This is a genomic window from Protofrankia sp. Cr1, from assembly GCF_963555865.1.
Taxonomy (GTDB): domain Bacteria; phylum Actinomycetota; class Actinomycetes; order Frankiales; family Frankiaceae; genus Protofrankia.
Window position 1 is genome coordinate 1 of the sequence record NZ_CAUVXO010000085.1, and the last position, 8129, is coordinate 8129.

Annotated in this window: 8 protein-coding genes and 1 pseudogene; 4 read left to right on the forward strand and 5 right to left on the reverse strand. The window is 68.5% G+C overall.

Features of this window, described 5'->3' with window-relative positions; all coding sequences use genetic code 11:
* Positions 1–649, reverse strand: a 649-nt coding sequence (locus U9980_RS09815) for a TetR/AcrR family transcriptional regulator (protein ID WP_322767655.1), incomplete at its 3' end; no start/stop codon positions are given.
* 443 nt (positions 650–1092) lie between these two features.
* Between U9980_RS09815 and panB the strand changes: the two genes are divergently transcribed.
* Positions 1093–2037, forward strand: a complete 945-nt coding sequence (gene panB / locus U9980_RS09820) for a 3-methyl-2-oxobutanoate hydroxymethyltransferase (protein WP_322749773.1) — start codon at positions 1093–1095, stop codon at positions 2035–2037.
* Between the two features lie 72 nt (positions 2038–2109).
* Here panB and U9980_RS09825 read toward each other — a convergent pair whose 3' ends face one another.
* Together U9980_RS09825 and npdG are read right to left on the reverse strand one after the other, a co-directional pair.
* A complete protein-coding gene (locus tag U9980_RS09825) occupies positions 2110–2889 on the reverse strand; it encodes a helical backbone metal receptor (RefSeq protein WP_322767656.1) in 780 nt (259 codons plus the stop codon).
* 143 nt (positions 2890–3032) lie between these two features.
* The gene (gene npdG / locus U9980_RS09830; protein ID WP_322767644.1) at positions 3033–3713 is read right to left on the reverse strand and encodes an NADPH-dependent F420 reductase; all 681 of its coding nucleotides are present in this window, start codon (positions 3711–3713) and stop codon (positions 3033–3035) included.
* 591 nt (positions 3714–4304) lie between these two features.
* Between npdG and U9980_RS09835 the strand changes: the two genes are divergently transcribed.
* Positions 4305–4523 carry a hypothetical protein gene (locus U9980_RS09835; RefSeq protein ID WP_131747529.1) on the forward strand — a complete coding sequence of 73 codons (219 nt, stop codon included), beginning with the start codon at positions 4305–4307 and terminating at the stop codon, positions 4521–4523.
* 108 nt (positions 4524–4631) lie between these two features.
* Here U9980_RS09835 and U9980_RS09840 read toward each other — a convergent pair.
* Positions 4632–5596, reverse strand: a pseudogene (locus tag U9980_RS09840) (tyrosine recombinase).
* A 244-nt stretch (positions 5597–5840) separates the two neighbouring features.
* Here U9980_RS09840 and U9980_RS09845 point away from each other — a divergent pair.
* On the forward strand, positions 5841–6464 hold the full coding sequence (locus U9980_RS09845; RefSeq protein WP_322767645.1) for a hypothetical protein: 624 nt from the start codon (positions 5841–5843) through the stop codon (positions 6462–6464).
* 125 nt (positions 6465–6589) lie between these two features.
* Complete coding sequence (locus U9980_RS09850; protein ID WP_322767646.1) at positions 6590–7396, forward strand: PKD domain-containing protein; 807 nt, start codon at positions 6590–6592, stop codon at positions 7394–7396.
* A gap of 8 nt (positions 7397–7404) precedes the next feature.
* Here U9980_RS09850 and U9980_RS09855 read toward each other — a convergent pair whose 3' ends face one another.
* Positions 7405–8037, reverse strand: a complete 633-nt coding sequence (locus U9980_RS09855) for an NUDIX hydrolase (protein WP_322767657.1) — start codon at positions 8035–8037, stop codon at positions 7405–7407.
* Positions 8038–8129: the final 92 nt, after the last annotated feature.

Genomic DNA, 8129 nt, shown 5'->3' on the forward strand with positions numbered 1-8129 from the left:
CGTTCGCCGCAGAGCCGGACCGCGCGACGATCCCCCGCAGGATGGTGTCGACCACGCCTACGATCCGCGAACCGCTGACGTCGCTCGAGCGTCCGGTGTACTGCCAGTACGCGACAGAACCGATCAACACATCAGTGATCAATTCGACGTCGATGTCTGGACACAGCTCTCCCGAGGCGATGCCGCCACGCAGGACAGTGGCGACCCGCTCCCGGGCCGGAGCCATGACCCGCTCACGGTAGGTCTCGAAGAGGTCGGGGTGCGCCTCCTTCTCCGCCAGCAGCCTGGGCATGATGCGCCCGGACAGGGTCTGGATGTTGTGCCTGCGCACGGTGTTCAGCCAGGCGACGAGATCGTCACGTATCGATCCGGTCTCGACTCCCCCCGACACGTTGGCCAGCGTTGCCAGCGCGTCCGAGACCAGCACATCCTTACTCGGCCATCGTCGGTAGACGGTGGCCTTGCCGACACCGGCCCGCGCCGCGACGGCCTCCATCGACAGCCCGGTGAAACCGCTGTCGGCGAGCGCCTGTAAAGTCGCGTCGATAATCGCCTCATCACAGCGGGTGTCCCGTGGGCGCCCCGGCGGGCGGAACGTCGGACCGGTTCCCGTTGACCGCGCTGATCCGGGCGGCCTCCCGGCCGACATCGTCACCGCGCGTACCGTGCTGGCGAGCCGCCCCGGGGATGCCCGGAGTCCCTGCGACGCATGGCACCTCGCGTTGCACCTCGCATCGCCTGTCGCATCGCCCGGACCCGCCTGCGTCCAGCCCCGCCGTACCCACAATGGCTCATCGAATCCGCCGTCCGCCGTGTTGACCCGACCATCAGGGCGTGCCTCGATAATTCAAGATCGAAGCCTACGGTGGTGTGCGTCCGGACGCATCCGTTTGACAGGCAGCCACCGGGATGGATCGACTTCGCGCGCCCGCCGCGGTCGGTGATCAGGTCGGTGATCAGGTCAGTGATCAGGTCGGCGACCAGATCAGCAGGAAGCGGTCGGAACCGCGCAGAGCGTGCGTCCGCCGACGGTGGCAGCATGGTAGGTACGCCGGGACGCGCCAGCGCCTGGACGGACTCACAGGAGATCGGATGGAAACCTCAGCAGGAGTGTGTTCCCAGGTCACCTCGGTGGCTGTGGAGGCGGCAACGCTGTACGGCGCGCCGACCGCCTCAGCCGCATCGAACGCGGCCGGGGCTGCGGCCCCACCCGGCGCGCCGGGTGGCAGCTGGCCACGACGGGGCAGGACCACCGTCCGGGACGTGCAGGCGGCGAAGAACCGCGGGGAGAAATGGGCGATGCTCACCGCCTATGACGCGAGCACCGCTCGGATCTTCGACGACGTGGGCGTGCCCGTGCTGCTCGTCGGCGACTCGGCCGCCAACGTCATCTACGGCTATGACACCACTGTTCCGGTCACCGTGGAGGAGATGCTGCCGCTGGTGCGGGCGGTCACGCGCGGGAGCACCCACGCGATGGTCGTCGCGGACCTGCCGTTCGGGTCCTACCAGGGATCGGTGGAGCAGGCGCTGGCCACCGCGGCGCGCTTCCTGAAGGACGGCGGCGCCCAGGCGATCAAGCTGGAGGGTGGCGCGCGGGTGGTGCCGCAGGTCGCCGCGTTGGTTGCGGCCGGCATCCCGGTCATGGCACACCTCGGGCTGACACCGCAGAGCGTGAACGTCTTCGGTGGCTACCGGGTACAGGGACGTGGCGACGCCGGCGACGCGTTGCTCGCCGACGCGCTCGCGCTGGAAGCTGCCGGCGCGTTCGCCATCGTGCTGGAGGTCGTCCCCTCGGATCTCGCCTGCCGGGTGAGCAAGGAACTCACCGTCCCAACCATCGGCATCGGCGCGGGCGCCGACTGCGACGCGCAGGTTCTGGTCTGGCAGGACATGGCGGGGCTCACCGAGGGCAATGGCCCCCGGTTCGTCAAGCGCTATGCCGACCTGCGGTCGACGCTCGCGGACGCGGCGCTGCGGTTCACCGCGGAGGTCCGCGGTGGCACCTTCCCCACGATCGAACACAGCTATCTCTGACCGAGCGGTATCAGTTCATTGAACGGCAGGCCGGTGGTGGCCGGACGGCAGTTCGCCCACCACCGGTTCCGGTCAGGCGACCGGGTGGGCGAGCTGGGCGCCGAGCACCGCGCGGGCCGACACCAGCGATGGTCCGTACCAGGTCAGATGGCGCCCTGACACACATACCGCGGTCATTCCCCCAAACGCCTCCGGACCGTCCGTCGGGCTGAACGGATACGGCTCATCGGGCAGCACCACGAGCTCGCAGGCAGCCATGCCATCCACGCCCATGTCGCCTACGCCCATGTCGTCTGGACGTATCCGGGGATAACGCTCGGAATTCTCGGCCAACACATTGTCGACGCCGAGCCTGCGCAGGACGTCACCAGCAAAGGTGTCGCGCCCCACCGCCATCCAGGGTCGTCGCCACACCGGAATCAGAGCGGTCCGCCGCTCGCCGGTGTAAGGGACCGCCCAGGTCGCGCGCGCGGCGTCCAGCCACCGGGGCCGAGCCAGCCCACAGGCATGACGCAACATCCGATCGAGGCTCACCAGCGCGGCGTCCACCGTGGTCGGTGCGGTCACCCACACGGGTATCCCGGCTGCCCGCAATCCTTCAAGATCAACTATACGGTTCTCTTCAGCGTTGGCACAGACGACGTCCGGCGCGAGTGAGATGATCCTGGCCAGGTCCGGATTCTTCGTCCCACGTACGCGCACCACGTCGAGTCCGGCCGGGCGAACGCACCAGTCCGTGGCCCCGACCAAGAGCCCGGGCGCGGTGACCGCGGTGACCGCGATGGCCTCGGTGAGGCTCGGCACGAGCGAGACCACGCGGGCAACCTGGCCGGGCACGTCCACGACAAGCATAAGATCATCAAGTTCGGGATCATCCCGGCTGTCCGCCGTCACCGTGCGCGCCCGCTCCCGTAGATTCGGTGGAGTCCGCCTTCTAGGATGGCACCTACTGGACGATCCTGCATGATCGCCGGACTCCGACGGAGGCGAGCCGGTCAGATGTCGGTCACACGCAAGCCGGCGTGGGCTTTGTAGCGCCTGTTCACCGAGATCAGGTTCGCGGTCAGGCCCTCGACCGAGGCGGCGTTACGCAGTTTGCCGGCGTACACGCCGCGCATCCCGGGAATCCTGGCGGCAAGGGCCGCAACGGTGTCGGTGGCATGGCGGTCATCACCCAGCACGAGGATGTCGGTGTCCAGCGCGTCGACCGTCTCATCGGCCAACAGCACCGCGCTGACATGATGAAAAGCGGCCACGACGGTGCTGTCCGGCAGCAGCGTCGCGGCCTGCTGGGCGGCGCTGCCCTCGGGGACCGCAAGCACGAACGCGCCGCCTTTGTCAAAACCGAGCGGGTTCACGCAGTCGACGACGATCTTACCCGCCAGTTCCGCGCGGAGGCTGACCAGCAGTTCCCCGTGGCCTTCCCAGGGCACGGCGACAATCACGATGTCACCCTGGGCGGCTGCGGCGGAGTTGTCCGCGCCGATGACGGGCAAACCTGCCGCGCTCAGCTGCGCAGCGGCATCCTGTGCCCGCTCAGCCGAGCGCGAGCCCAGCACAACCTGGTTGCCGGCGATCGCGAGACGGCGACCGAGGCCGCGACCCTGCGGGCCGGTACCGCCGAGAATGGAGACCGTCAACAGCGAGACGTCAGGAAGATCGTGAGGGGAACCCATGGCCATATCCTGCCGCACATCCCACTTTCGGGGCACTGTGATCATAAGACCGATGCTCGCCGCCGACCCACCCGATCGCCGCTCAACACCAGGCCAACACGATGCTGGCCACGGATGCCGGACACGGATGCCAGTCCTGGATGATGGACACGGCGGAATCAACCGTAAGGATAGCCGCACACCTTGATTCACTCCCAGGTACCCCCCGTATCGGAACCACCGGCGGATGCGGGACTATGCCTTCACAACATGACACCTACGAACTTTGATCCTCACGAACTTTGATCATTACGTAGGAGGTTGGCGGACCCGGGGCCGGAGTCGTCTCGGAGCTGTAGCGGTACCGGCCAGGCACCCGAGCAGGCACCCGAACAGGCACCCGAGCAGGCACCCGAGCAGGCAGAGGAGTAGCGGAAGGTGAACGACGCAAGCAGCCCCATGACCGCGACCCTTCGCGAACCGGATATAACATTGCGTGATATCCATGGCGTGCTGGGGAACCCCGGGCGCGCGTCGTTCGATGACGGGTCGTACCGTTCCATTCCACGAACAGCGGCGAGATCCACGGAGTCAGGCGGGAGAGGTCGAGCAATGGCGGACGTATCGGTTCGCTTCGCGATGACGAACGACAGCGAAGTGGTGCTCAACCTGTCGCTGCCGCAGGCACTGCGCCTGATGGAGGCGATCGCACGCAAGGTCGGTGAGACGCTCGCCGAACGCAGCACACAGAACGTGGGTGGGGTTGGCGGCGTGCCCGCGCCCGCGCCATCCAACGGCATGCCGAGCCTGGGGCCCTACACCCCGTCCTGACGTCGGTCGGTGCTCCAGGGACTACGGCCTCCGGGCGCGCGATCTGACGATCGTCGCGCGCCCTTTGGCCCGCTGGCGACCCGGGGGCCACGGCCTCCGGGCGCGCGATCAACCCCGCCGCGGCCGTTCGCTACTGAGCGCCCGCGGATGCGAGGTCGCATACACCTCACGCAGTCTGTCCACCGTGACCAAGGTGTAGATCTGGGTGGTACTGACCGAGGCGTGACCCAGCAGCTCCTGCACAACCCTGACGTCCGCTCCGCCATCGAGCAGGTGCGTCGCGAAAGAATGGCGCAGCACATGCGGTGACACGCCGTCCACCCCGGCCGTGAGCGCCGCCGCCCGCAGTGCCGTCCAGGCGCTCTGCCGCGACAGGCGGGTTCCGCGGCGGGACAGGAACACCGCCGGGGACGCCCGCCTGCTCGCCAGGACCGGGCGGGCCCGGGTCAGGTAGGCCGACAGGGCGTCTTGGGCGTACCGGCCGAGCGGGACGACCCTGGCCCGGCCGCCCTTGCCCTCAAGACGCACGGACGCCCCGTCCAGGTCGAGATCGTCGACGTCGAGACCCACTGCTTCCGATATCCGCGCACCCGTGCCGTACAGCAGTTCCAGCAACGCGACAGCCCGCAGCCGTCGACTCCCCTCCACCGGGTCGCCGCCGGCCGGGCCGGACGCCGCAGCGAGCACTGCCACCACCTGGTCCACCGTGAGCGCTCTGGGCAGCCGGCGCGGCGGGGTCGGCGGGCGCACCGGTTGGGACACGTCGTAGGTGACCTCGCCTTCCTGGACCGCAAAACGGTGCAGCGACCGGACCGCGACGAGCATCCGTGCCACTGACGACGCCGCGAGTGGCGGGTGTCCCTGCGCACCTTCGCGCAGCGTGGCCGCGAACTCCGCCACCTCGGCCTCGTCGACGTCGTCCAACGACCGGACCTGGCGGCGCTCAGATGTTCCAGGTACCGACGAAGATCACGCCGATAGGCGAGGACGGAGTTGCGGGCGAGCCCGCGCTCACCTTCCAGATGGTCCAGGAAGCGCTCCACCATGGCCCCGGGCACCCCCGACGTGCTCATCGGCACACCGACGGCGTCGGAGCGGCCGTGCCGACACGGCCAGCAGCGCCGCCATGTACAGCAGAATCGCCGGCCGTGCAACCATCCGGTATGTCTGCGCTCGCCATCGAGGTGAGTGTAGGTGCACGGCTGACAACATCCACCGATATCGCGCCGATCGCCCGCGCCCGGGTCGGACGACATGCGATTTGGTGATTTTTGCGGATACTGTCCCCATCGATGACGATTTGAGGCTATCCTTCCAATGGTGCGGACAGAAAGCAGACAGTTACGATTCGTCTGGCTCCTGCCGACCACCGCCCTCATCCTGATGGGTACCGGCTGTGGCGGCGGTGGGGCCGCAACCGGCGCCTCCGCTCCGCCCAAGGTGCAGGCGCTGGACTCGGCCGGGGTGCGCAGCGCATCACCATCGGGCGACCGGACCGACCTCGCGACGCCCGCCGCGACGCCGTCCGCATCGGGCAGCCCTGACCTCTTGCACATGGCGCTGACCACGGTCAACGCATACTTCGAGGAGATCAACAAGGCCAGTCTGGAGGGACGCGTGGCAGACGTGAGCGCAACGGCAATGCCCGGATGTCAGACCTGTGCGCTCGACATCGGGGTCACCCAGAACTTCCACAGTCAGGGCGGACACACCGACGTCGGTCCGCTCGCCGTCAGCCCGCCGACCTTGGGCCCGAGTGGCGAGAAGGCGATCACCGCGCAGATGACCGTGGCCATCAGAGCGGTTCGGCTGCTGGACACGACCGGTAATGTGATCAATACCTATCCAGCGCAACCACCGCGCGCCGCGACGGCCATGCTCTGGCTGACCGCCGCGGGCTGGCGCATCGAGAACGTCCTGTACTCCAGGGGACCGTCATGACGGCACATCCGGATCACCACACACGGTGTCACCCCAATCCAGGTCACCCCAATCCAGGCCACCACGTTCCAGGCGGCCGCAGGCGCGGCGGACCGGCCGGCGGTGGCGGCACCGTAAGGCGAATGATGGCGGTCGTCTGGCTGGTCGCCGCCATCGTGCTGCCGACGGCATCCGCGGCCCATGCGGAACCAGGCTCCTTGTGCGCGGCCGTGTGGGGCTACTGCGATACCCGCGCCACCGACAACGGCTATGCCTACACCTTCAGTGGTGGGCGGCTGCACAAGGTACCCGCGACCACCGCAACCGCCAGAACAGCGGACGCCTGCGCGGACTGCCCTGTCCGCCTCGACTTCTGCAATGTCGGCCCGGAGACGACCGGCTTCGAGCAACTGCTCTGGGCCGCCTTTCCGGAGGCCGCCGCGGACACCAACGCGCTGTGCGACCCGAAGGCCATTGCCGCCGCTCCCACGCTCGCGCAGGTACAGGCGTCCCTTGTCAACTACCTGCGAGAACAGGCCCTGCCCAAACCCACGCTGGTCGTCCAGCCCAACGGGCGAAGTTTCGCCAACCTACCCACCGTGCTCTATACGCCGGTCCCGCCGAGCTTCACGTTCAACGTCGACCAACCGGTGTTGGCCACCATCAGGGCGGTGCCGCACTACCGGTGGGACTTCGGCGACAGCACCGTCGGCCCCGACGCACCCGGCCGCCCGTTCGACCCGGCGATCTCGCCCAAGGACCACCCGGACGCCTATGTCGCGCACGCCTACGCCAAACCCGGGACCTACACCGTCACGCTCACGGTCACCTGGCAGGGGACGTTCGCCGTACCCGGTGTCGGCCAGGCGTTCCCCCTCAACCCGGTGACCCTGACGGCGAACGCAGCCGTCGTCGTGGACGAGGCCAGCGGCGTCCTCACCGGCAACCGCTGACCCGACGGTCAACCGACGGGACGGGGACGGTCCTCCCACGGCGCATCCACCGGGCGTAGCCGGGTGAACCCGTCCAGGCGGGCGGTCGCCACCGCCAACAGACCGACAACGGCCATGGCGTTGGTGATCGAGCCGTCCATGACCCGGCCGACGGCGCGGTCGAGATCCACCCGCGCGATCTGCATGTCCGCCTCCTCGTGGACGCGTACATGCTGGTCCGCCACGGGAACCACCGCGAGCTCGCGAGCGAGGAAGACCCGGTACGCCTCGTTGGTCATGCCGGGTGACGCGAGCACGTCGACCAGCAGATCCCAACGCCCGGCCGTGAGGTTCGCCTCTTCGGCGAGTTCGCGTGCCGCCGCCTCGACCGGCGGCTCGCCGGGTACGTCCAGGATGCCGGCGGGCAGCTCCCACAGCGGTCGACGGACCGGATGACGGTACTGGTACACCATCACCACCCGGTCGGCCTCGTCGAGCGCCACCACTCCGACCGCACCCGGGTGCACGACGACATCGCGCTGGGACACCCCGCCATCGGGCATCCGCACCGCATCCCGGCGGACCGAGATGATCCGTCCGGTGAAGGCGATGTCGCTGTCAACGACCTCATAGCGATGCCCGGTCTCGGAGCTGAAGGCCACCGCATGATCGACGGTGTTCGCCGCGGGCTCGCTCGCAGCCACCCCGCCTGGATACCCGCTCACGACGACACCAGTTCCTCTCCGTCGCAGCC

Coding starts and splice junctions, on each gene's coding strand:
- panB (WP_322749773.1), top strand. CDS start 1,093: ATGGAAACCTCAGCAGGAGTGTGTTCCCAGGTCACCTCGGTGGCTGTG.
- U9980_RS09825 (WP_322767656.1), bottom strand. CDS start 2,889: ATGCTTGTCGTGGACGTGCCCGGCCAGGTTGCCCGCGTGGTCTCGCTC.
- npdG (WP_322767644.1), bottom strand. CDS start 3,713: ATGGGTTCCCCTCACGATCTTCCTGACGTCTCGCTGTTGACGGTCTCC.
- U9980_RS09835 (WP_131747529.1), top strand. CDS start 4,305: ATGGCGGACGTATCGGTTCGCTTCGCGATGACGAACGACAGCGAAGTG.
- U9980_RS09845 (WP_322767645.1), top strand. CDS start 5,841: ATGGTGCGGACAGAAAGCAGACAGTTACGATTCGTCTGGCTCCTGCCG.
- U9980_RS09850 (WP_322767646.1), top strand. CDS start 6,590: ATGGCGGTCGTCTGGCTGGTCGCCGCCATCGTGCTGCCGACGGCATCC.